At 62.5% G+C, this 19737-nt stretch carries 24 protein-coding genes, 2 tRNA genes and 2 pseudogenes; 19 read left to right on the top strand and 9 right to left on the bottom strand.

Annotated features, from left to right (window positions below; all coding sequences use genetic code 11):
* Window positions 1-819, top strand: an 819-nt coding sequence (locus VL129_RS16245) for a hypothetical protein (RefSeq protein WP_325414542.1), incomplete at its 5' end; no start/stop codon positions are given.
* Window positions 820-894: 75 nt separating this feature from the next.
* The gene (locus VL129_RS16240; RefSeq protein ID WP_325414540.1) at window positions 895-1194 is read left to right on the top strand and encodes a hypothetical protein; all 300 of its coding nucleotides are present in this window, start codon (window positions 895-897) and stop codon (window positions 1192-1194) included.
* A 592-nt stretch (window positions 1195-1786) separates the two neighbouring features.
* Here VL129_RS16240 and VL129_RS16235 read toward each other — a convergent pair.
* Window positions 1787-2131: pseudogene (locus tag VL129_RS16235) on the bottom strand (transposase); the annotation flags it as partial.
* A 232-nt stretch (window positions 2132-2363) separates the two neighbouring features.
* Window positions 2364-2903, bottom strand: a complete 540-nt coding sequence (locus tag VL129_RS16230) for a DUF421 domain-containing protein (protein WP_325414538.1) — start codon at window positions 2901-2903, stop codon at window positions 2364-2366.
* Window positions 2904-3122: 219 nt separating this feature from the next.
* Here VL129_RS16230 and VL129_RS16225 point away from each other — a divergent pair, with 219 nt between their 5' ends.
* The 11 genes from VL129_RS16225 to VL129_RS16175 all read left to right on the top strand — a co-directional run bounded on the left by VL129_RS16225 (window position 3123) and on the right by VL129_RS16175 (window position 8692).
* Window positions 3123-3539 (top strand): hypothetical protein, encoded by a 417-nt coding sequence (locus VL129_RS16225; RefSeq protein WP_325414536.1) that lies wholly within the window; start codon window positions 3123-3125, stop codon window positions 3537-3539.
* Window positions 3536-4132, top strand: coding sequence for a MerR family transcriptional regulator (locus VL129_RS16220; protein ID WP_325414534.1), 597 nt, complete (start codon window positions 3536-3538; stop codon window positions 4130-4132). Before VL129_RS16225 ends, VL129_RS16220 begins: the two co-directional genes overlap by 4 nt.
* On the top strand, window positions 4129-4566 hold the full coding sequence (locus tag VL129_RS16215; RefSeq protein WP_325414532.1) for a DUF1810 domain-containing protein: 438 nt from the start codon (window positions 4129-4131) through the stop codon (window positions 4564-4566). Before VL129_RS16220 ends, VL129_RS16215 begins: the two co-directional genes overlap by 4 nt.
* Window positions 4567-4697: 131 nt before the next feature.
* Complete coding sequence (locus tag VL129_RS16210; protein ID WP_325414528.1) at window positions 4698-5060, top strand: DUF1304 domain-containing protein; 363 nt, start codon at window positions 4698-4700, stop codon at window positions 5058-5060.
* A gap of 234 nt (window positions 5061-5294) precedes the next feature.
* On the top strand, window positions 5295-5705 hold the full coding sequence (locus tag VL129_RS16205; RefSeq protein ID WP_325414526.1) for a hypothetical protein: 411 nt from the start codon (window positions 5295-5297) through the stop codon (window positions 5703-5705).
* A gap of 11 nt (window positions 5706-5716) precedes the next feature.
* Window positions 5717-6463, top strand: coding sequence for an SAM-dependent methyltransferase (locus tag VL129_RS16200; protein ID WP_325414525.1), 747 nt, complete (start codon window positions 5717-5719; stop codon window positions 6461-6463).
* Window positions 6464-6506: 43 nt separating this feature from the next.
* Complete coding sequence (locus tag VL129_RS16195; RefSeq protein WP_325414523.1) at window positions 6507-6713, top strand: cysteine-rich CWC family protein; 207 nt, start codon at window positions 6507-6509, stop codon at window positions 6711-6713.
* Window positions 6714-6784: 71 nt separating this feature from the next.
* Window positions 6785-7225 carry an ABZJ_00895 family protein gene (locus tag VL129_RS16190; protein WP_325414521.1) on the top strand — a complete coding sequence of 147 codons (441 nt, stop codon included), beginning with the start codon at window positions 6785-6787 and terminating at the stop codon, window positions 7223-7225.
* Between the two features lie 183 nt (window positions 7226-7408).
* Window positions 7409-7660 carry a hypothetical protein gene (locus VL129_RS16185; protein WP_325414519.1) on the top strand — a complete coding sequence of 84 codons (252 nt, stop codon included), beginning with the start codon at window positions 7409-7411 and terminating at the stop codon, window positions 7658-7660.
* A gap of 22 nt (window positions 7661-7682) precedes the next feature.
* Entirely contained in the window at window positions 7683-8084 is a 402-nt protein-coding gene (locus VL129_RS16180; RefSeq protein WP_325414518.1) for a MerR family transcriptional regulator, read from the top strand.
* 29 nt (window positions 8085-8113) lie between these two features.
* The gene (locus tag VL129_RS16175) at window positions 8114-8692 is read left to right on the top strand and encodes an NAD(P)H-dependent oxidoreductase (protein ID WP_325414517.1); all 579 of its coding nucleotides are present in this window, start codon (window positions 8114-8116) and stop codon (window positions 8690-8692) included.
* Here VL129_RS16175 and VL129_RS16170 read toward each other — a convergent pair.
* The 3 genes and pseudogenes from VL129_RS16170 to VL129_RS16160 form a co-directional block, all read right to left on the bottom strand.
* Window positions 8674-10240, bottom strand: a pseudogene (locus VL129_RS16170) (cation:proton antiporter domain-containing protein). The gene VL129_RS16175 and the pseudogene VL129_RS16170 sit on opposite strands and share 19 nt — an antisense overlap.
* Window positions 10241-10312: 72 nt before the next feature.
* Window positions 10313-10388 (bottom strand) — tRNA-Gly (locus tag VL129_RS16165).
* Between the two features lie 4 nt (window positions 10389-10392).
* Window positions 10393-10468, bottom strand: a tRNA-Glu gene (locus VL129_RS16160).
* 356 nt (window positions 10469-10824) lie between these two features.
* Here VL129_RS16160 and VL129_RS16155 point away from each other — a divergent pair.
* Window positions 10825-11592: a hypothetical protein gene (locus VL129_RS16155; protein WP_325414515.1), complete on the top strand. Its 768-nt coding sequence runs from the start codon at window positions 10825-10827 to the stop codon at window positions 11590-11592.
* A gap of 70 nt (window positions 11593-11662) precedes the next feature.
* On the opposite strand, the gene VL129_RS16150 is transcribed toward VL129_RS16155, so the two are convergent.
* From VL129_RS16150 to msrB, 3 genes are read right to left on the bottom strand one after another with little or no spacing between them, the layout of a single operon-like run.
* The gene (locus VL129_RS16150; RefSeq protein WP_325414513.1) at window positions 11663-12544 is read right to left on the bottom strand and encodes an ATP-binding protein; all 882 of its coding nucleotides are present in this window, start codon (window positions 12542-12544) and stop codon (window positions 11663-11665) included.
* A 13-nt stretch (window positions 12545-12557) separates the two neighbouring features.
* Entirely contained in the window at window positions 12558-13040 is a 483-nt protein-coding gene (locus VL129_RS16145; protein ID WP_325414511.1) for a glutathione peroxidase, read from the bottom strand.
* A gap of 28 nt (window positions 13041-13068) precedes the next feature.
* On the bottom strand, window positions 13069-13473 hold the full coding sequence (gene msrB / locus VL129_RS16140) for a peptide-methionine (R)-S-oxide reductase MsrB (protein WP_325414509.1): 405 nt from the start codon (window positions 13471-13473) through the stop codon (window positions 13069-13071).
* Window positions 13474-13672: 199 nt separating this feature from the next.
* On the opposite strand from msrB, the gene VL129_RS16135 reads away from it, so the two are divergent.
* The 3 genes from VL129_RS16135 to VL129_RS16125 all read left to right on the top strand — a co-directional run bounded on the left by VL129_RS16135 (window position 13673) and on the right by VL129_RS16125 (window position 16806).
* Window positions 13673-14884 (top strand): pyridoxal phosphate-dependent aminotransferase, encoded by a 1212-nt coding sequence (locus VL129_RS16135; RefSeq protein ID WP_325414507.1) that lies wholly within the window; start codon window positions 13673-13675, stop codon window positions 14882-14884.
* 159 nt (window positions 14885-15043) lie between these two features.
* Window positions 15044-15916: a protease HtpX gene (gene htpX / locus VL129_RS16130; RefSeq protein WP_325414505.1), complete on the top strand. Its 873-nt coding sequence runs from the start codon at window positions 15044-15046 to the stop codon at window positions 15914-15916.
* Between the two features lie 239 nt (window positions 15917-16155).
* Entirely contained in the window at window positions 16156-16806 is a 651-nt protein-coding gene (locus tag VL129_RS16125; RefSeq protein ID WP_325414503.1) for a DUF2959 domain-containing protein, read from the top strand.
* Window position 16807: 1 nt separating this feature from the next.
* Here the strand turns inward: VL129_RS16125 and VL129_RS16120 are convergent, their stop codons facing one another.
* Window positions 16808-17455, bottom strand: a complete 648-nt coding sequence (locus tag VL129_RS16120; RefSeq protein WP_325414500.1) for a thiopurine S-methyltransferase — start codon at window positions 17453-17455, stop codon at window positions 16808-16810.
* A 120-nt stretch (window positions 17456-17575) separates the two neighbouring features.
* On the opposite strand from VL129_RS16120, the gene VL129_RS16115 reads away from it, so the two are divergent.
* Together VL129_RS16115 and VL129_RS16110 are read left to right on the top strand one after the other, a co-directional pair.
* On the top strand, window positions 17576-17992 hold the full coding sequence (locus VL129_RS16115; protein ID WP_325414498.1) for an OsmC family protein: 417 nt from the start codon (window positions 17576-17578) through the stop codon (window positions 17990-17992).
* Window positions 17993-18232: 240 nt separating this feature from the next.
* Window positions 18233-19723, top strand: a complete 1491-nt coding sequence (locus VL129_RS16110; protein ID WP_325414495.1) for a methyl-accepting chemotaxis protein — start codon at window positions 18233-18235, stop codon at window positions 19721-19723.
* Window positions 19724-19737 lie beyond the last annotated feature (14 nt).

Here is a 19737-nt window from a genome sequence, read left to right as displayed (position 1 = left end):
CCGCCAGCGCCGCCACAGCACGCTGGGACATGTCAGCCCGGAAGCCTTCGAAGCCCGGATGAGTACTTAAACCCGTGTCCACGACTTCTGGGCAAGATCACACCACCAGAGGAAGGGGATCTGTACTTTGATACGGACTGCCTCAAATTTCTCGACGAAAAGTGGAAGCTTAGCAAAAAAATTATTATCCCAAGCTCTCCTAATTTTCATTTTGAAAATGAAAGCAACAAGTCCTTAACCCCTTTACATAAGTCATTTAAGCGCGGCACAAGTGGGTCAGACTGGAAAAAAGCATACCAGGCAGTTAAACATGAACGCGCAAAAAGTTTAAGTAATGGCAATTTAGGCAACCTACTTCGAGCTTTAGGCGCGCTATTTATATTGAATCTTTATTACAAGAGGGAGAAATTTTCCTTAGGTAAAGACAGCACTGGGAATACGCTTTCATTAAACTGCGGTTCGGATATATTTTCTATTTTAGCGCACAAGCAAATTGGTCACGACGGCAATGGTGGCTACATAAAAAATTCCGAATTCGATAAGTCTATTTACTATGTTGACTGGACTCACGAGACTGGCGCTGAGTTTCAGAAAAACATGACAGCAATGAACCAGCGTATTAATCAATTGTTTTTTCAGCATCCTAAGATTCTTAAATATATTTCAGAAAACGACGTGGCGGAATATGAGGGTAATCTGGCCTGGGATGTATTAGGAAAAAATGAGTACATTCGCACTCTACAACAAGCTCAAAGAGAAATTCCTATAAAATACGAAAAATTAGAGTATGAGGCACGGATAAACCTGCAAGATGTGTAAAATTGCATATAACAAACGCATCAAGTCGCTCGCAGACTCGCTGGGACAGCTTTTGCTGCCCCTTATGCGGGCGTTATGCAGCTCATGAATAGAAATATTCGCACCTTAAGCGATCTCGATTTGAGTCCGAATGAAATGCGCTCAGTACTGAGCCTTCGGATAGGTGCTGATGTGGCCAAAGAATGCAACCTGGAACAAATTTTCTTTTTTATAAAAGGCCTTGATAGGGTTAGATTGATATCGATGGCGGATGACTACTTAGACCCAAAGGACTTGAGTACTAAGTATTTTATTTCAAAGGTTGAAAATGAAATTGGAGATATAGCCCTTTCGTGGTTTTGCGAAGGTAAAGTTGATGGCCGGCATGGTCGCTAGTGCATAACAAATGGTTCAAACTGTTCGCTTCGCTCACTGGGATGGGCTAAAGCCCGCCCTTTAACAAAACGTTATACGGGTTTGACTCATGGAAGAACTACTAGGCCTCATGCTCCGCTTCGTAGGATACGTGGTAGGGGAATTTATTCTGGGCACTTTCTTTTACGCCATCGGCTGGCCATTTGTAAAAGCATTCACGCTTGGGAAATACCCTAAGCGCGAATGGCTGAGCGGATCTAGAAATGAAGCTTATGTATGGTGCATAGGAATTTTTGTATTTTCAGTTTCACTAATGACCATATTTGGGCAGTTCAATGTATAACAATGCGTATATGGACTCTTCCTACAAGCGGTGAGGAAAGCTTTTTCTGATCCTGTCGCCAGTGCGGTTGCATTCGTATATCCGGCCTGTAGTGGGCGTTTCGTCCGGGCCATTCTGTAGTTCGCGCAGCGGGGGCCAAGCGTTCAATCGATCACCGGGATCATGATTGTTATCGGCCTTGCTCCGCTGCAGGACTCACCTGTTTCGACAGTTTCGCTGCTCACCACAACCACCCGAAAAGCACCTCACATCTACTGATTACTCCCGCCGTCAGGCGGGTCTTGCGCTCTGCCAGTCACCGCTGAAGCGCCGCTCGTGGCACCACACCGCCCAGCAGATCCTGACCAGTTTGTTGGCCAGCGCGACTGCAGCCTTGTTGTGGCCAATGCGCGCGGCGGTTTCCAGGCTCCAGCGCTGCAGGCGAGTGAGTTTTTCCGGCGTTCGCGCCTGACGGCGTTGCGCGGCCAGCAACGCCACCCGTGCGCCATGGATCAGCAGGGTGCGCACATAGGTATTGCCCTGTCGGCTGATGTGCCCGAGCTTTCGGCGCTCCCCGCTGCTGAACTCGCGGGGCGTCATGCCAAGCCAGGCGCTAAGTCGGCGACCATTGGCGAAGAAAACAAAGGAAAACAAAGGGGACAGATTTATTTTGCATCCCCAGCTGCTCGGCAGCGGCGCTGATCGAGCCACTGTCGACCGTCGAGGCTGGTTTTCATCGCTAGAAATCGCATTGAAGGGCTGGCGGGAAAAACGGGGCTGGCGGCACGGCCACGTGGCAACCGGACCGGCGTGTTCGCCCGAGCTCCTGTACGCATCGATCAACAACCGCCAGACCGTGTCCCGGCCTTCAAACGCCCTTTGCATCCGGCCCCGGTACATGTACCCCGGCCAGTGTGGACCGGCTGTCACCTGCGCCATCGGTGATCACGCTGAAACTGCCATCGGTCTCAAGCACCACTGCCTCGATGCCATCCAGCGCTGCTAGCCCCTCACTGCGCGCCGCAGCACGCACCTCGTCTTCCGTCACCCGCGCCGCGCGTAACGCATCGTCGAGAAAGCGCCCGCGATAGAACAGCAGCGCCGGCTCGCCCGTCACCGTGCGCCGCACCCACGCCACCCGCACGCTGGACCAGGTGACCACATACTGCAGCCCGATCAACAGCGCGAACGCCAGTACGCCCTCCGCCAGCGACACATTGCGGTTCAGCAGAATGGTCGCGAAAGTCGAGCCCAGCGCGACCGTCACCACCAGATCGAAGGCATTCATCTTCGACAACGTCCGCCGCCCCGACAGACGCAACAGCAGCACCAGGCCGATATAGGCCAGCACGCCTACAACCAGCGTGCGTATCAGCGTTGTTCCGCTACTGAAAAACATGCCTTCCACGATCACCTCCGCATATGGGCCATGCAGGGTGGACAGGGCTGGCGGCAGGAAATTGCAGCCAGCAACGGTCAGACCGCGATAGGGAAATCGAGGATTAATTCATCGCCTGCTTACCCGCACGAGCAGTGGCTAATTTGCCATTACGCGCCGCATAGACCGCTTGACCTGCCGGCTATAGTAGGCCCGAAGCTAGACGCTCCCCTTCCACAGGAGCACACCATGACCGACCCGAATTCGATGTCCGACGACCAGTTTCTTGCAGCCTTTCTGGATTCCAGCATGCCGCCAGCGGGCTTTGACCACCTGGGCCACATTCGCGCAGCCTGGCTGCTGCTCCAGCGTCGTCCGCGGGAAGAGGCGGTGTCGGAAACCTGTGATGCCATCGCCCGGCTGGCGACTCATCTGGGTGTCCCGGGGAAGTACAACCGAACCCTTTCCGAAGCGCTGGTTCGTTTGATGGCGCAGGGCGGCGCCACCGATAGGACACTCTCCTGGCTGGACTTTCTTGCAGCCAACGCCGATCTGGTCGGTGGTGCGCGCCCTGTCCTGGCGCGCCACTACAGCGACGAAACCCTGAACTCGGTGGCGGCGCAGGCGCACTTCACGCCGTCCGACCGCCAGCCTCTACCGTTATGAGCCACGCACGCAGGGACACATTCACACTCGGCCAGCTCGCCAAACGCGTCGGGCTGGCGCGATCCTCGATCCTGCATTACGAGTCCGTCGGGTTGTTGGCCCCTTATGCACGTAGCCCGGCCGGCTACCGCCTCTACGGCGAGTCCGAGCTGGATCGTCTGCTCACCATTCGCCGCCTGCGAGGGTCCGGTCTGGCGCTGGCCGACATACGCATCATTCTCTCGCCGTCCGATGAATCAGCCTTGCGCGGAGGCACCGGGCCCATGGCGCTACTGGAGAAGCGTCTGCTCGGTCTCAGCCAGGAAGTGGAGCGTATCCGCACGCAACAGCGCCTTCTCGCACATCTGCTCGCGGCTCCCGACATCCGAAACGGTCGGCAGCATTGGGACAAGGCGTCGTGGGTTGCACTGTTGCGACGTGCAGGGTTCGACGAAGAAGCCATGCACCTGTGGCACGTTGAATTCGAGCGTGAAGATCCGGACGAGCATGCGAACTTCCTGGCGTTGCTTGGGCTCACCCCGGCGGAGGTCGCCGAGATTCGGCGCTGGTCAAAGGCAGCATATGGCGAGCAAACCCTGCGGAGTTCCCCATGAATACCGATGCGCTCAGTCTTTCCCGGTTCATCGAGGCCCAGGAAGCCTCCTACGCCACGGCCCTGGCCGAGCTGCGTGCCGGCCGGAAACAGACGCACTGGATCTGGTTCGTGTTTCCTCAGCTCAAGGGGCTGGGCAGCAGCGCCAACGCCGACTATTACGGCCTGAGCGGGCTGGCCGAGGCTCGTGCCTATCTGGCGCATCCGCTCTTGGGCCAGCGGCTGCACGAGGCCACTGCAGTCATGCTGGCGCATCAGGCCGCCGGGGCCGCCTCGGTGCTGGGTGAGCTGGATGCGATGAAGTTCCGCTCCTGCATGACGCTGTTCGCCCGTGCCGATCTCGCCGGGCCGGTTTTCGGCGCTGCGCTGAAACGTTTCTTTGCCGGACAGCCGGACGCGCGCACACTCCGGTTGCTGGGTGAGGCTGAAGAGTGAAGATGCTGTTTGCCTCCCTGTATGCAGCGGTAATATTTTCCACACTCTACGCCGGACGTTTGCCTGCCTTTAAAATCAGAGCAAAACAACAGGCAGCACAACACTCCCCCTAACGAGCAACAGGTATAACAATGATAATAACCGCCAATCTGGCCGTGCTTTTTGTAGCCTTGCTTCACGTATATTTTCTGGTACTGGAAATGTTCCTTTGGGAAAAACCGGCAGGTCTCAAGGCCTTTGGCCAATCCAGAGAGAAGGCGGCGATCACGAAGGTACTGGCCGCGAACCAGGGGCTTTACAACGGCTTCATCGCCGCCGGCCTGTTGCTGGGCGTTATCCAGGGCGCAGCGGGATATGATTTCAAAGTTTACTTTCTGTCCTGCGTCATCATCGCCGGCATATATGGCGCAATGACAGCGAGCCGCAAGATCCTGTTTATACAGGCTGCTCCCGGCATTATTGCGCTCTTGCTGGTTATTTATTCCGGGCAATAAATTCGGCAACCGCGAGGGTCGCGACTTGCTGCAGCACGCCAATGCTCTGCACAACCGGAAAGGGCTGTCTCATATCCGGGGCACAGCGATTTATCCTTGCCTCAATGATGGGAAGCCCATAAATTGCGCACTGTTTCAGAACAGTGCGCCTTGGCGCTTGGCAAGTCGAGATGAGGTTTGAACTTGGACTGGATAAATGGAGGATCTGTGCGTTCGAATTTGAAGAAGTATCTTGTGATTGCCATCACCTTCCTGCTCGCGTCGTGCAGCCAGGCGGAGCGTGATCTGAATGAGGCGATAGCGCTGTCGCGGGACGGGCTGGCACTGCTGCAGCAGTCGGAGAATCCGGATCTCGCCGAGGCTGATCGGGTGAAGCTGGCGGCGGAAGGTCTCGCCAAGGCCGAGGCCGCCAAGGAAAGCTACCAGGCGCTGATCGCGGCGGATCCGCAGAGGGGGCTCTACCATAACAACTACGCTTGGCTGCAGATGAAACTTGGCGATCTTGCAGGGGCCGAGAAGTCGTTCGAAGAGGCCGGCAAGTACCGAGACTCCATCCAGCCCGATGGTGTGCTGGACAAGAATCTCGAGGCGTTGCGCCAGTTGCGCGAAGACCAAGCCCAACGATTGGCGGGTGAGACCCCGTAAGGAATCTGCCCATGGACATCCCGCGCATCTTCAACATCACGGAAAGCGCTCACCGCATCCACAACCCGATCACCCCCGAAAAGCTCGCCACGCTCGGCGCGGCGCTGCGTCTGGAACAGGGGGCCCGGGTGCTTGACCTGGGCAGCGGTTCGGGGGAGATGCTCTGTACCTGGGCGCGCGATCACGGCGTGGGCGGCATCGGCATCGACCTGAGCCAGTTGTTCAGCGAGCAGGCGAAGCGCCGTGCCGTAGAGCTGGGCGTGGCCGATCGAGTCACGTTCATCCATGGCGATGCGGCGGGCTATGTCTGTGACGAGAAGGTCGATGTGGCCGCCTGTATCGGGGCGAGCTGGATCGGCGGTGGCGTCGCCGGCACCCTCGAGCTGCTGGCGCGGAGCCTGCGCCGCGGAGGGATCATGCTCATCGGCGAGCCCTACTGGCGGCAATTGCCGCCCACGGAGGATGTGGCCAAGGGCTGTCAGGCGAATGCGATTGCCGACTTTCTCCTGCTTCCAGAGCTGCTCGCGTCGTTCGGCGAGCTGGGCTACGACGTGGTGGAAATGGTGCTGGCCGACCAGGACGGCTGGGACCGATACGAGGCGGCCAAGTGGCTCACCATGCGCCGCTGGCTGGCAGCCAATCCCGGCGACGAGCTGGCGAGCGAGGTTCGCGCCCAGCTGACCTCGGAACCCGTGCGTTATGCCACGTACACGCGCGAATACCTGGGCTGGGGCGTGTTTGCGCTGATGGCGCGGTGATGCAGAATCCGCAACGGCTCGGTCTCCTTCAGGTAGTCAACGCATGAAGAACCCCCTCCCCCATCAGCGCTGTCCGCTTTGTGGCGCTGCGAATCAGTGCGCACCGGCCTCCGCCGGGCATTTCGACGTGGAATGCTGGTGCACGCAGGCAACGGTGAGTCCGCAGGCGCTGCAGCGGCTGCCGGCGGACCAGGTGGACCGAGCCTGCCTGTGTCCGCGTTGCGCGGCCGGGGTCGAGGACCGCGGCTGAAGCCGCGCCTCCCCGCATCCTCCCATCCCGCCCCCACACGCGGGCGCCATCAAGACCCAAGGAAACCCCTGATGTCTGACGTTTCTGCCGAATCGCCCAAACCCTTCTTCATTGCCCTGCTGATTCTCGGGGGCACTCTCTGTTTCGCCATTCTCTTCGTGCTGATCGACATCCTGCTGGCGATGGATTCTCCCAGCAGTGGCGCGGTAGGCGGGTTCCTCGCCGCCATGGGGGTTGGCCAGTACCTGGCGGGCAAGCGCTCGGCTCCGCTGCCCCGCAAGACCAAGTGGCTGGCCGCTGGCTGGTACACCCTGTTGACCCTGGCGCTTGGCGCGGGCCTGCTGGCCCTGGATGCGGCACTGAACCCGGAGCTTTCCGAGCTGGCGAGCCTGAGTGCCGGCTTGCTCCTCGTCATCGCGGGGATCGCGGTTGTCCTGTCGCTGCCGCTCACCTATGCGGGCCTGCTGGTCGGCGAAAAGGCGGCCGCCAGGTTCGCGGCGAAACGGGCTTGATCGTCGTACGCAGCCAGAGGCAAGCAGGCGCGTGATCCACCCACCCATGATTCAGATCAACGCACCCGGCCAGTTTTTGCCAGGTGCCATCAATATGATATGTACGGGACGGATTGCTCGCGCCCAGGGCTCTGCCCCGGGGCTGCGCGACCCGTCATATCAAAAAGCCCAGATGGAATTCCCATGAATCCGAAAGCCTTCACGAAGATCAACACGGCCTATGCCGAGCTGCCCTGGTACCGCAAACGCTGGTTCATTCTGATTTCACTTCTGGTATTTACCCCCGTCGCGGTCGTGGTCGCCCTGACGGGCGATGTGTACGCCCAGAGCAAGGGCCAGAGCTATGTGTTCACGGATCGCCAGCGCAACCAGATCCTGTATCTGGCGGCCATGTTCTTCTTTGTCGGCATCGTCTCCGCCCTCGGCCGGGCCTGATTCCTGCAGGCACAGCCGCGATATGTATATCGGCAATCTCTCGAAGCAGACCGGCGCATCGCGCAAGGCGATCTACCTTTACGAGGAACTGGGGCTCATTCCGACACCCAGGCGCCAGGGCACGTATCGCGTCTATGCGCCGGAGGTGGTCGGCATCGTCGAGACCATCCGCTGCGCGCAGGCACTCGGCTTTACCCTGAAGGAGCTGGCCGAAGCCCTGCAGAGCGTACCCGGCCGGCCACAGCCGAGCCTGGACGACCTCGTCGAACAGATCGATCGCAAGCGGCGGGCCCTGCAGGCGCAGATCTACGCCGCAACGACACGGATCGAGCGGCTGGACGAGCTCCGCCAGCGCCTGGCTGACGCACCCTCGCTGTGGGTCTGCGAGAAAACCGTTGACTCTGCCCCTAGGGGCAAACCTTAGGCTGCCGGCTCCGATGAACAGGAGTCAGCATGAACAAACGTATTCTCGTCATCCTCGGCCATCCCTCGCAGGACAGCCTGTGCGGCGCCCTCGCCCAGTCCTACGCCAACGGGGCGGCGTCGGCAGGCCATGAAGTGCGCAGCCTTGCCCTCGGATCGCTGCGTTTCGATCCCGTGCTGCACGAAGGCTACGCGCGCATTCAGGTACTCGAACCCGACCTGCTGGCCGCCCAGGAGGCGATCACCTGGGCCCAGCACCTCGTCTTCGTTTATCCGATCTGGTGGGGGTCGATGCCGGCCCTGCTGAAGGGCTTCTTCGACCGGATTTTCCTGCCGGGATTCGCCTTCCGCTTTCGCGAGGGCGCGCTGATGGCCGACGGCCTGCTGGCGGGCCGTTCGGCGCACCTGCTAGTCACCCTGGACACGCCGCCCTGGTATTTCCGCTGGGTGTACCGGATGCCCGGGCATCATCAGATGAAGCGCACCATTCTCGAGTTCTGCGGCATCAAGCCTGTCACCGTCACGAATTTCGGCCCGGTGAAAGGCGCCAGCGCCAAGACACGGGAGCGCTGGCTGGCGCGGACGTTTGCCTACGGCGCGAACGTCTGACTCGACGCTGCGTGGCGGGCTTCCAGCTGCTTGGCCACGTTCTGCGCCAGACCGGCGCCGGCTTCGCTCATGGTCAGGTAGGTGTGATCCGCGCCCGCCGCTTCGATCTGCCGGGCGACGTCCTCGTAGAGGGCATGGGAGACCAGCAGGCCGGTGAAGCCCTTCTCGCGCAGCTTGCGACTGGCGATGACCTTCGCCTCGGCGTCGTTCATGGCCAGGATCACCGCCTCGACCTGGCGCATCTCCAGGCTCTGCCAGAAGGTCTGATCTTCAGCATCGGCATAGAGAATGTTGCAGCCCTCGCGGGCCGCGCGTTCGACGGCCACCGGGTCGGAGTCCAGGCTGATCAGCCGGTAGCCTTTCGGCTGCAGGTCGTTGTAGGCGGCGCGTCCGGTGCGCCCCATGCCCATGACCAGGATCTGTGCATCACCCAGCGACACCGGCTGTTCGTCCGGGTGGCGGGTGTCGCGCTCCAGCGGGATCAAGCGGGTCGTACAGCGACGCCGAGACACGATTGAACTGCGCCGAGAGGATGAACGAAAAGGCCACCGTGATGGCCAGCGGCACCAGCCATTGCGGCATCACCACGCTCATGACGATCAGGCCGAATTCGCTGTAGTTGGTCAGGCTGGCGGCGCTGAGGAAGGCGCTGCGCGAGCGCAGGCGGAAGGCCAGGAACAGGAAGAAGAACAGCACGGTCTTCAGCGGCAGCAACAGTGACATCACGGCGGCGAAGATCAGCGCGTCGATATCCGGCAGTCCGCCGATGCCGATCTGCAGGAAGAAGCCGACCAGGAAGACTTCCTTGACCGACCACAGGGAATTGGACAGCTCGCCAGCGCGCGGATGCTTGGCCAGCATGGCGCCGAAGGCCAGTGCGCCCAGCTCGGAACTGAGCCCCACCGACTCGAAACCCAGGCCGCCGACCACCAGTGCCATCATCAGACCGAGCAGCACCAGCAGTTCCTCGTGACCGCTGTGATCAAGCAGCCGGAACAGCAGCGGACGCAGCAGCGGCAACAGGAAGACCAGCAAGGCCCAGGCCGAGGGCACCTTGCCACTGGCCAGGCTCATCACCAGCAGGGCGATCAGGTCCTGCATGATCAACACGCCGATCGCCACCCGGCCATGGAAGGCCTTCAGCTCGCGGCGACTCTCCAGCACCTTGGCAGCCAGCACGGTGCTGGAGAACGCCAGCACCACCGAGAGCATCAGCGCTTCGTACGCGCTGACATCGAAAAACAGCAGGATCGGCGGCAGCATCAGCACGGAGGACAGCCCGAAATGCAGCAAGCTGCCGCCCACCACTTCCGGGCGGGCCAGGTTGCTGAGCTTGAGCTTGAGGCCCACGGTGAACAGCAACAGCAGCACGCCCAGGTGCGACAGGTGGGCGAGGATCTCGCTGTCCTGGCGGGTGATGCCGAGCTGGTTGTCGAACGCGGCCAGGGCGAACCCGGCGCCGAGGTAGCCGATCAGCGGCGGCAGGCCGATGACACGGGCCAGCAGACCCAGTCCGAAGGCGAAGGCGATCCAGGTGGCTTCGATCATGGGCGGCTCCCTTCGCGTGATACACCAGGCAGAAACGAAAAAAGCGACCTTGCGGTCGCTTTTTTCTGAGTTTGGAGCGGGAAACGAGACTCGAACTCGCGACCCCGACCTTGGCAAGGTCGTGCTCTACCAACTGAGCTATTCCCGCTTATTGGCGTCCCCTAGGGGACTCGAACCCCTGTTACCGCCGTGAAAGGGCGGTGTCCTAGGCCACTAGACGAAGGGGACGCGGCCCGGAACTTACAACAGTTTTTGCAAACTTTCTTTCCGGCTTCCCCGCTTGGCGTTGCCGTCTGCGCTGGAAGTGGGGCGCATTTTATGGATGCCTCGGGGAGGCGTCAACACCCAAACAAAACTTTTTTTAAATCAATGACTTCTGCTCAAAAAACATTCAGGCCGAACGACTGTCCGTCGCCTCGCCCCAGCGCGTGCTTTCCGGCGCTCGACGGACGCGGCACGATGCGGCACTGCGCGGCAGGGGCCTGTCCGGACCGGAGGTGCGCGACGAAAGCTTAATAGACCCTAGGAGCCAAGGGGAGAAATCTCTACACTCGGGGCCAGATGCCATCACCGGAGGAAAGCCGTTGTCTCCAGCCCTTATCACCGCCCTGGTCTTCGCCGCGCTGTTCATTGCGATCATCCTGGTTTATGTCAGCCAGCAGATCGAGCGCCGCAAGCTGGAGCGACAGCGCCAGAAAGCCGAACTCACCGAGCGCGTTCGCCGCTGCGCCGATCTCAGCGAGATTCTGCCCGGGCAGATGATGTCGCCGGCGCTCAAGCTGCTGATGTGCAAGCTGGAGCTCAAGCTCAGCGAGCGACTGCGCCCCATGGCGCCGGAAAACACCGAACTGGTCACGCGCATCGACGAGCTGGTGGTGCTGCTGGGCAAGGGCGAGAACCTGCCGGTGAAGAACCTGCCGCAGTCGATCAATACCGAGAACAAGGCCAAGGAAGTGCGCTTCCTGCTTGAAGGCCTGCACGGGGTGATCACCCGCGCGGCGCGCGAGAATCTCATCACCACGGCCGAGGCGCGCCACTGGGTCGACGAGATCCGCCACATGATGGTGCAGCTGCACATCGACTTCTTTACCAGCGTCGGCGTGCAACTGCTGCAACAGGACAAGCCCCGCCAGGCGCGCCTGGCCTTCGAGCGCGCCGTGCAGTTCCTGCGCCGCCAGGCCGACCAGGAGCGCTACCGCATCGAGCTGCGCGAACTGGCCAAGCACCTGGAGCGCGCGAACAACCTGGCGCTGGACCGCGAGCCCACCGAGGAAGATGACGACCAGCTGACCGTCGGCCTCACCCAGGAGGAAATCGACGATCCGTGGCGCAAGAAGCAGGTCTACGACTGAGACCCGCCCCTTTCGGGGGCGCAGCGCCGTCGCGCTCTGCCCCCTGCCCCGCCGCCGCTCGGCGGCCTGATCACTGCAACAGCCTGAGCCCCACCCACTGCCGCGCGAACTGGTAGGCGCAGCGGCCATTGCGGTTGCCGCGCCCTGTCGCCCAGCGCACCGCCGCCTTCTCCAGCTCCTCGTCCCACGCCCAGCTCAGACCGGCCTCGGCCGCCAGGCTGCCGATCCAGTGGCGCACCACCGACAGGTAATGCTCCTGGCTGAAGGGATAGAAGGACAGCCACAGGCCGAAGCGGTCGGAGAGCGCGATCTTGTCCTCCACCGCTTCGCTCGGGTGCAACTCGCCGTCCACCCGCTCCCAGTTGTCGTTGTCGCTCTGCCGTTCCGGCACCAGGTGCCGGCGGTTGGAAGTGGCGTACAGCAGCACGTTGTCCGGCGCGCGTTCCAGCGAACCGTCCAGCACGCTCTTCAGCACCCGGTACTCCCCCTCCCCAGCCTCGAACGACAGGTCGTCGCAGAACAGCACGAACCGTTGCGACTGATCGATCAGTTGCTCGACCACCCGTGGCAGGTCGGCCAGATGATCGCGTTCGATTTCCACCAGGCGCAGCCCGGCCGGCCAATGCTCGGCCAGCAGCGCGCGCACCAGCGAACTCTTGCCAGTGCCGCGCGCGCCCCACAGGAGGGCGTGGTTGGCGGGCAGGCCGGCGACGAACTGGCGGGTGTTACGGGCCAGCTGCTCGCGCTGCAGATCCACACCCAGCAGGTCATCCAGGCGCAAGTCGTGGCTCACCCGCAACGGCTGCAGGAAGCCGCTGCGTCCCTGGCGTTGCCAGCGCGCGGCCAGGGTGGTGGTCCAGTCGATCACCGGCGGTTCGACCGGCAACAGGGGTTCGAGTCGCTGCGCCAGGCGCTCGGCCCGCTCCAGCAACGCGATCAGTCGGGAATCCAAGGGGGTACTCCTTTTACAGCAGCAGCTTTTCCACTGCCTCTTGCAAGGCTTCGGGTTTGGTGGTCGGGGCGAAGCGCTCGACGCGCGAGCCGTCTGCACTGATCAGGAACTTGGTGAAGTTCCACTTGATGCGCTGACTGCCCAGCAGGCCCGGCGCGCGGCGCTTGAGTTCGACGAACAGCGGATGGGCACCCGGGCCGTTCACCTCCAGCTTGCGGAACAGCGGGAAGCTGACCCCGAAGCTGGTCGAGCAGAAGCTGGCGATCTCCTGCTCGTTGCCCGGCTCCTGGGCGCCGAACTGATTGCAGGGAAAACCCAGCACCGTCAGCCCGCGATCCTTGTATTGCTGCCAGAGGTGTTCCAGCCCCTCGTACTGCGGGGTGAAGCCGCAGCGGCTGGCGGTATTGACCACCAGCAATGCCCGGGCGCCGTAGTCGGCCAAGCGGGTTTCCTGTCCTTTGATATCGGTAATCGGGATCTGCAGCAGATCGGTCATCGGGGCAACACTCCTTTGTCGAACGGTTTCAGGCGGGGTCCGTCTTCGGCACCAGCTTGAGTGATGCCGAATTGATGCAGTAGCGCAGCCCGGTTGGCCGCGGGCCGTCCGGGAACACATGGCCGAGGTGGGCATCGCAGCGCGCGCAGCGAACTTCGATGCGCTGCATGCCGTGGCTGAAATCCTCCAACTCCCTGACCGCGTCGCCGTTCACCGGCTGGAAGTAACTGGGCCAGCCGCTGCCCGAATCGTACTTGGTGTCGGAATCGAACAGCGGCGCCTGGCAACAAGCGCAGTGGTAGATGCCCGGCGTGCGGGTGGCGTAGTACTCGCCGCTGAATGCACGCTCGGTGCCACCCAGGCGGCAGATATGGAACTGTTCGGGCGAGAGTTCCTCGCGCCAGGCGTCGAGGGGTTTGTCGATCTTGTCCATCGCGGCTCCGGAAACGTCAGCAGACCCTATGGAAAATGCCGGCCCGCACCTTTCCCCGCTTGCGGGCCAGTCGTATCATGCGGGGCTTTCAACCGCCAGTCTGGCAGCGCACGCGGATGCTGCCAAGGCGCTCCTCGCCGCCTTCGACTGCACGTGGCCGTGCAGCCTTGCGACGTTCACTTCGGGAACACTCAGCATCATGCAGATCAGTAAGTCGAACAAGCTCGCCAACGTTTGCTATGACATTCGCGGGCCGGTGCTCAAGCACGCCAAACGCCTGGAGGACGAAGGTCATCGCGTGCTCAAGCTGAATATCGGCAACCCGGCGCCGTTCGGCTTCGAAGCCCCGGAGGAGATCCTCCAGGACGTGATCCGCAATCTGCCGACCGCCCAGGGCTACAGCGACTCCAAGGGTCTGTTCAGCGCGCGCAAGGCGGTGATGCAGTACTACCAGCAGAAGAACGTCGAGGGCGTGGGCATCGAGGATGTCTATCTCGGCAACGGCGTGTCCGAGCTGATCATGATGTCCATGCAGGCGCTGCTGAACAACGGCGACGAGGTGCTGCTGCCGGCGCCCGACTACCCGCTGTGGACCGCCGCCGTGAGCCTGGCCGGTGGCAAGCCGGTGCACTACCTGTGTGACGAGCAGGCCGGCTGGTTCCCCGACCTGGCCGACATGAAGGCCAAGATCACCCCCAACACCAAGGCGCTGGTGCTGATCAACCCGAACAACCCCACCGGCGCCGTGTATTCCAAGGAGTGCCTGGAGGCCATCGTCGAGCTGGCCCGCCAGCACAACCTGATCCTGTTCTCCGACGAGATCTACGACAAGATTCTCTACGATGACGCCGAGCACATCGCCACCGCCTCGCTGGCGCCGGACGTGCTGTGCCTGACCTTCAACGGCCTGTCCAAGTCCTACCGGGTGGCGGGTTTCCGCTCCGGCTGGATCGCGATTTCCGGTCCCAAGCACCTAGCCAAGGGCTACATCGAAGGCCTGGACATGCTGGCCAACATGCGCCTGTGCGCCAACGTGCCGGCCCAGCACGCCATCCAGACCGCCCTGGGCGGCTACCAGAGCATCAACGACCTGGTGCTGCCGCCCGGCCGCCTGTTCGAGCAGCGCAACCGCGCCTACGAACTGCTCAACGATATCCCCGGCATCAGCTGCGTGAAGCCGATGGGCGCGCTGTACGCCTTCCCGCGCATCGACCCGAAGGTCTGCCCGATCCACAACGACGAGAAGTTCGCCCTCGACCTGCTGCTCTCGGAGAAGATCCTCATCGTGCAGGGCACCGCCTTCAACTGGCCGTGGCCGGACCACTTCCGAGTGGTCACCCTGCCGCGCGTGGATGACCTGGACATGGCCATCCGCCGGATCGGCAATTTCATGAAGACCTACCGCCAGTGACGACAACGACCCTGCCAGGCAGGGTCGTGTGCCGCATCCGCAAGACAGGCGAGGCGCAGCCAGGGGACACAGTTTGCAATAGTCCCTCGGTTGAATAGGCCTCGCCCGAACCTTATATAACCAGCGTTCCGTTATTCCTCAGTGGAGTTCGCCCACACCATGATGCGTATTTTCCTGTTCCTGGCCACCAACCTGGCGGTGCTGATCATCGCCAGCATCACCCTGAAACTGCTCGGGGTTGATCGCTTCACCGGCCAGAACTACGGCAGCCTGCTGGTTTTCTGCGCCGTGTTCGGCTTTGCCGGCTCGCTGGTCTCGCTGTTCATCTCCAAGTGGATGGCCAAGATGAGCACCGGCACCCAGATCATCACCCAGCCGCAGACCCGCCACGAGCAGTGGCTGCTGCAGACCGTGGAGCAGCTGTCGCGCGAAGCCGGCATCAAGATGCCGGAAGTGGGTATCTTCCCGGCCTACGAGTCCAACGCGTTCGCCACCGGCTGGAACAAGAACGACGCACTGGTCGCCGTCAGCCAGGGCCTGCTGGAGCGCTTCTCCCCCGATGAAGTACGCGCCGTGCTGGCCCACGAGATCGGCCACGTGGCCAACGGCGACATGGTCACCCTGGCGCTGATCCAGGGCGTGGTGAACACCTTCGTGATGTTCTTCGCGCGCATCTTCGGCAACTTCGTGGACAAGGCCATCTTCAAGAACGAGGACGGCCACGGCATCGGTTACTTCATCGCGACCATCTTCGCCGAACTGGTTCTCGGCATCCTGGCCAGCATCATCGTCATGTGGTTCTCGCGCAAACGCGAATTCAAGGCCGACGAAGCCGGCGCCCGCCTGGCCGGCACCGGCGCGATGATCGCCGCCCTGCAGCGCCTGCGCGCGGAAAGCGAAGTGCCGGTGCACATGCCCGACAGCCTCACCGCCTTCGGCATCAACGGTGGCCTGAAGCACGGCCTGGCCGGCCTGTTCATGACCCACCCGCCGCTGGAAGACCGTATCGAGGCCCTGCGCGCCCTGCGCTGATCGGCCACCATCGCTTCACACTTGCTTGGGCGACTTCGGTCGCCCTTTTTTATGCTTACCCCCTCTCCCCGGTCCTCTCCCGCGAGGGGAGAGGGAGGTGTCCGATTGCGTTCCCTCTCCTTGCGTCCTGGTGGGAGGGGGGAGGTCATGGCGCTTGCGTTTCCCCTCTCCCCTTGCGGGAGAGGACCGGGGAGAGGGGTTGGGTTACAGTGTCGCCATTTTCACGCCGAGGACTCCTTATGCTGCGCCCCCTTTCCGCCCTGCTGTTCACCGCCCTGCTCGGCCTGACTGGTTGCCAGAGCGCCTATTTCGCCGCCATGGAAAAGGTCGGGGTGCACAAGCGCGACATCCTGGTCGACCGGGTGGAAGAAGCCCGTGACAGTCAGCAGGAGGCCAAGGAGCAATTCCAGAGCGCGCTGGACCGCTATCGCAGCGTGGTGCAGGTGAAAGGTGGCGAGCTCGAGGCGCGCTATGAGGCGCTGAACAAGGAATACCAGGCCAGCGAATCCAGCGCGAAAGAGGTACGTGAGCGCATCGAAGCCGTCGAGGATGTGGCCGAGGCGTTGTTCGAAGAGTGGGAAGGCGAGCTCAAGCTGTACAGCAACGCCAGCCTGCGCAAGGCCAGCGCCGCCGAACTCAAGCGCACCCGGGCGCAATACAAGACCCTGCTGGAGCGCATGCGCGCCGCCGAGCGACGCATCGAGCCGGTGCTGAGCGTGCTGCGCGACCAGGTGCTGTTCCTCAAGCACAACCTCAACGCCCGCGCCATCAGCGCACTGCAAGGCGAATACCGCAGCCTGCAGGGCAATGTCGATCAGTTGCTGCGCGACATGCAGCGCGCCATCGACGAGGCCGACACCTTCGTGCGCAACCTGCAGCAGAACAGCTGATTCAGCGCGCCAGCCGGTAGGCCGCCTCGTCCAGCCGGGTGGCCCCCAGCTTCAGGAATTTCCAGTTTTCCGCCAGCACGTCGCGACGCTCCAGCGGTGTCACCGACCAGCCAGCTCCGCCCCAGCGCTCGCGCACCTCGGCGTCATCGACCGCGAACGGCGGGCCATCGCGCAGCGCCTGGTCATAGTCCACCGTCACCAGCAGCCCCTCGCAGCGTGCTGGCAGGATCGCCGTCAGGTGCGCCACGTACCGCTCGCGCAGGGCCGGCGGCAGGGCGATCATCGCCGCCCGGTCGTAGAAGCACACGCAGTCGGCCACATCCTCGGCGCGCAGGGCGAAGAAATCGCCGCACCAGAGTTCCAGCGCTGCGTGCCGGTAGCAGCGGAAACGACCGTTGTCGCTGATCTCAGGGGTCAGGCCCTGCTCCGCAAAGAAGGCCTGCACGGCCGTTTCCATCAGCTCCACGCCCAGCACCCGATGGCCCTGCCCGGCCAGCCAGGCCATGTCCAGGCTCTTGCCGCACAGCGGCACCAGCACCCGGGTTCCCGGCTCGCCGGCCCAGTGCCGCAGCAGCCAGGGATTCACTTCGGACAGATGAAAGCCGATCTCGTTACGGTTCCAGCGCGCCCGCCAGAAGTCTTCATGCATGGTGTGTTCCCCGAATTGGTCAGCGGCGGGATTCTCGCATGAAAGGCCGGTCGGTCCGGCGGAACAACTGCCGGCTCCAGACGCTCTACCCTGTTCGAGCCCATCGCTGGAGAACCGTCCATGAGCATCGTCGTGCACACCCTGACCAGCGCCAGCTACCGCCACAGCGTCATGGTGGATGAGCGTCATGAACTGGCCACGGACCTGCCGATCGGCCAAGGTGGCCAGGGCAGCGCACCCGAGCCCCACGACTACTTCGACACCGCCCTGGCGACCTGCAAGGCACTGACCGTGACCCATTACGCCCGCCAGAACGGCATTCCGCTGACCGGCATCAGCGTGGAGGTCAGCCACGACGGCAGCCGGGAGAAGGAAGGCTTCTACGCGATGACGGCGGAGCTGACCCTGCGCGGCAACCTGACCGACGAGCAGCGCGCCGAGCTGAAGCGGGTGGCTGGCCACTGCCCGCTGCACAAGCTGATGACCCAGGTGCAGATCAGCATCGAGACCCGGCTCAGCGAAGGCCCGTTCAGTTAATTCAACGATCCACCAGGAATGACCCGCTTGGTATCAGTTTTAGGCATTTGAGCCGTCGAACGCCGTGATAGCATAATGCCCACACTTTTGTCGGGGGCGTTTCCAGCGCCTTCGCCAGCCGCTGTACCCGCCCCTCGCCGTGTGCCTAATAACAATTAAAAGGTTTCTGCCGAGTCCGTGCGCGTTTCCGAACGCTTGCGCGCGGGGCTTTCCCATTAATTTTTTTAGGCTGCCGACCCCATGAACCAAAGCCTGACTTCCCTGCAACGCCATCACCGTCAGGCCGACCGCGTCATGCGCGGCGTGCTCTGGGCGATGTTCCTCTACGCCCTGATCCTGGGCCTCTGGTTCGACAACGCCGGGCAGGCCCTGGTGATCGGCGGCCTTACCGGCGTGACGCTGACCGTGCTCGGCCAGCTGATCCCTGGCCAGCGCCTGCTGCGCGGCCTGATGGGCGCGGCCTTCATGGTGATGGCCGCCCTGCAGATCAACCTCGCCCACGGCGTGGTGGAGTTCCATTTCGGTATCTTCGTGCTGCTGGCGGTCCTGCTGTTCTACCGCGACTGGCTGCCGATCGTCGCGGCAGCGGCCACCGTGGCCGTGCACCACCTGGTGTTCTATGCCCTGCAGACGCGCGGCTTCGATCTGGTGGTGATCCAGCAAGGCGGCTGGGGCACCATCTTCCTGCACGCCTTCTACGTGGTGCTGGAGACCGCCATCCTGGTGTATCTGGCGCAGCAGAGCCACAAGGCCGCCGCCGAAGGCGAAGGCCTGATGACCGCCACCGATCGCCTGGTGTCCGACGACAAGATCAACCTGACCTATCGCATTCCCCAGCGCGGACCGATCGCCCAGCGCTTCAACGCCTTCCTCGACGAGCTCGGCGAACTCACCGGCGCAGTGGTGCGCGACAGCCGCCAGCTGGAGCAGTCGGCCGATCACCTGGCGGCCACCACCGATCAGTTGCGCAGCGGCGCGAACCGCCAGCTGGACGAAACCGCGCAGATGCTGGCGGCCATGGACGAGATGGTCGCCGCCATCGAAAACGTCGCCGATCATGCCAGCGAGGCGGCCCGCGCCGCCCAGGGCATCAACGAGAAATCCGACACCGGCGAACGCCTGCTCCAGACCTCGCAGCAGGCCATCGACGCCCTGGCCGAGCAGCTGAACGAGGCCAACCAGACCGTGCAGGCGCTGGCCGAGCAGTCCGAGCAGGTCAGCAAGGTGCTCGAGGTGATCGGCAGCATCGCCGGCCAGACCAACCTGCTGGCGCTCAACGCGGCCATCGAGGCGGCGCGCGCCGGCGAAGCCGGCCGCGGCTTTGCCGTGGTGGCCGACGAGGTGCGCAACCTGGCGCAACGCACCGCCGACTCGACCCGCGAGATCCATGACATCCTCGGGCGCCTCCAGCAGGACAGCCAGACCGCCGCTCGGGTCATGCGGAGCAGCCGCGAAGCCGCGCTGGACTGCGTGACCGGCAGTCGGCAGGCGGGCGAGCTGCTGGTGGCCATGGGCGACGAGATCGAGGCGATCAGCCGCATGAATACCCTGATCGCCTCCAGCACCCAGGAGCAGAGCGCGGTCAACCTGCAGATCAGCCAGAACCTGCAGGGCATCCGCGAGGTGGCAGAGCGCAACGCCGACGACGCGCGGCGCCTGGACCAGGAGAGCGAGCAGCTGCAGGCGCTGACCGACCGGCTGGAGCGGCTCAGCTCGCGCTTCCACGTCTGAGCGGGTTCGGACGA

Source organism: Pseudomonas sp. (assembly GCF_035497915.1).
Taxonomy (GTDB): Bacteria; Pseudomonadota; Gammaproteobacteria; order Pseudomonadales; family Pseudomonadaceae; genus Serpens.
Note: the sequence above shows the minus strand (reverse complement) of the source record. Positions and strands in the feature narration are given on the sequence as shown.

Bases quoted from the DNA above. Each gene is read 5' to 3' on its own strand.
- VL129_RS16240 (WP_325414540.1), top strand. From the start codon at position 895: ATGCAGCTCATGAATAGAAATATTCGCACCTTAAGCGATCTCGATTTG.
- VL129_RS16225 (WP_325414536.1), top strand. From the start codon at position 3,123: ATGACCGACCCGAATTCGATGTCCGACGACCAGTTTCTTGCAGCCTTT.
- VL129_RS16220 (WP_325414534.1), top strand. From the start codon at position 3,536: ATGAGCCACGCACGCAGGGACACATTCACACTCGGCCAGCTCGCCAAA.
- VL129_RS16215 (WP_325414532.1), top strand. From the start codon at position 4,129: ATGAATACCGATGCGCTCAGTCTTTCCCGGTTCATCGAGGCCCAGGAA.
- VL129_RS16210 (WP_325414528.1), top strand. From the start codon at position 4,698: ATGATAATAACCGCCAATCTGGCCGTGCTTTTTGTAGCCTTGCTTCAC.
- VL129_RS16200 (WP_325414525.1), top strand. From the start codon at position 5,717: ATGGACATCCCGCGCATCTTCAACATCACGGAAAGCGCTCACCGCATC.
- VL129_RS16195 (WP_325414523.1), top strand. From the start codon at position 6,507: ATGAAGAACCCCCTCCCCCATCAGCGCTGTCCGCTTTGTGGCGCTGCG.
- VL129_RS16190 (WP_325414521.1), top strand. From the start codon at position 6,785: ATGTCTGACGTTTCTGCCGAATCGCCCAAACCCTTCTTCATTGCCCTG.
- VL129_RS16185 (WP_325414519.1), top strand. From the start codon at position 7,409: ATGAATCCGAAAGCCTTCACGAAGATCAACACGGCCTATGCCGAGCTG.
- VL129_RS16180 (WP_325414518.1), top strand. From the start codon at position 7,683: ATGTATATCGGCAATCTCTCGAAGCAGACCGGCGCATCGCGCAAGGCG.
- VL129_RS16175 (WP_325414517.1), top strand. From the start codon at position 8,114: ATGAACAAACGTATTCTCGTCATCCTCGGCCATCCCTCGCAGGACAGC.
- VL129_RS16145 (WP_325414511.1), bottom strand. From the start codon at position 13,040: ATGACCGATCTGCTGCAGATCCCGATTACCGATATCAAAGGACAGGAA.
- msrB (WP_325414509.1), bottom strand. From the start codon at position 13,473: ATGGACAAGATCGACAAACCCCTCGACGCCTGGCGCGAGGAACTCTCG.
- VL129_RS16135 (WP_325414507.1), top strand. From the start codon at position 13,673: ATGCAGATCAGTAAGTCGAACAAGCTCGCCAACGTTTGCTATGACATT.
- htpX (WP_325414505.1), top strand. From the start codon at position 15,044: ATGATGCGTATTTTCCTGTTCCTGGCCACCAACCTGGCGGTGCTGATC.
- VL129_RS16125 (WP_325414503.1), top strand. From the start codon at position 16,156: ATGCTGCGCCCCCTTTCCGCCCTGCTGTTCACCGCCCTGCTCGGCCTG.
- VL129_RS16120 (WP_325414500.1), bottom strand. From the start codon at position 17,455: ATGCATGAAGACTTCTGGCGGGCGCGCTGGAACCGTAACGAGATCGGC.
- VL129_RS16115 (WP_325414498.1), top strand. From the start codon at position 17,576: ATGAGCATCGTCGTGCACACCCTGACCAGCGCCAGCTACCGCCACAGC.
- VL129_RS16110 (WP_325414495.1), top strand. From the start codon at position 18,233: ATGAACCAAAGCCTGACTTCCCTGCAACGCCATCACCGTCAGGCCGAC.